This window comes from Kluyvera huaxiensis (assembly GCF_040149365.1).
Classification (GTDB): domain Bacteria; phylum Pseudomonadota; class Gammaproteobacteria; order Enterobacterales; family Enterobacteriaceae; genus Kluyvera; species Kluyvera intermedia_A.
Genome location: NZ_JBEFLV010000049.1, coordinates 1 through 1400 on the forward strand (window position 1 = coordinate 1; position 1400 = coordinate 1400).

Consider the following 1400-nt stretch of genomic DNA (forward strand, 5'->3'; position numbering starts at 1 on the left):
AGCATGACGGTTAACCGGATAGCGGGTTTTTGATATTTTAACCGCCCTCGGCCTTGATGGTCGGGGGCGTTTTGTTATAAATAGCACCTCCAGACTACCCCGAAGATGCTCCAGCCTTTTCGGGATTGTCCCCGGCGATGAGGTATTGCCCAGCACTATCAGCTCTGTTGCGATGAACTGAAAAGCAAATTTAAAGCTGATTTCCGCTGGCGCTCTTTTGTGTTTTTCTGCCGCCCGCGTGGCTTCCCGCCTTATCAGGTTATAGGCCAGCAGCATGCCCCAGACCTCCTGCTCCAGAAGCTCAACCTTACGACTCCTCAGTACCAGGGCATTATCCAGCAGGCTGCTTTTGATGTTCCTGAACCCCACTTCTATCTCCCATCGCGAGTGATAAAGCTCTGCCACATCCTTTGCTTTGTACCGGTCTGCCGGGAGGGATGTCAGGACCGTTTTCTCTGTACCATTCAGCTCATATGTCACTGCCCGTGCATACCAGTACTCCGGCAATGACGGGTTCTTTTTGCGTGCCTGCGGGGAGACCTTCAGCTTCACCAGCCTGTCACCGGCACCGTAACTTTCCTCTGTTTCTGCCACTACGTTTTTACGGGCAGGCAGCAGCCAGTGACGGTTATGTCCCTGTTTATTCAGTGTCAGCAACAGCTCTGCGCTGTAAAAAAGCTTATCAAACAGGGTGATGGAGTTGTCCGGTAGCGCAGTTATCATGGACTGTGCCATCAGGATCTCACTGCGCCTGTAAGGGGCTGTCGCGGCATCCAGCAAGATGTGGCTGCCGAGGTTCATCAGTGCTACCAGTCGCATCACCGGATAAGCACTCTGGCGCTCTGTGGCGGTGTTGGCTGAGCCATAATATTCCCGAAGTTCCGGCTCATCCTGTGTTCTGAACTGCGCTCCATCCACAGCAAAGAGCTGTAAACCATGCCAGTCATCTTTAGGGTAATGTTCTGCACCCCAGGTCTGCGCCGTCTGATGAAAAAGCCATTCCAGAGGAGCAGCGCCCACACGTTGCCGGGCCTGGGTGATGGCACTACGGGCAAGGAGTTTTTCACCGGCCTCACCGTCAGCGCTGAGGCTCAGACGGCGAACAACATCGGTCACCGGCTCTTTGCGGAAAAAAGCCATACAGATGACCATCCAGACAACCATATCTCCGGGCAGACGTCGTCGCCGGACAGTGGCATGGTCAGAGAGGGTCAGGCAGTGCTGTATCCACTCTGCGGGGAGATGTTCGGCAAAAAGTTGCGCCGAAGGAGGTGGCATTAATGGATGGTCGCAGAAATCGAGCAGGTCGTTGAGAAGTGGCATAAGAAAACGGCTCCCTGTTATGGAAGCCGTTATAGTGCCGCAGATTAAGGATCGGTCAACCGATCCTTAACTGATCG

At 54.0% G+C, this 1400-nt stretch carries 1 protein-coding gene; it reads right to left on the bottom strand.

All coding sequences use genetic code 11. The features are described 5' to 3' along the window. Positions 1–1323, bottom strand: a 1323-nt coding sequence (locus ABOC97_RS23840) for an IS4 family transposase (RefSeq protein WP_349602319.1), incomplete at its 3' end; no start/stop codon positions are given. Positions 1324–1400: the final 77 nt, after the last annotated feature.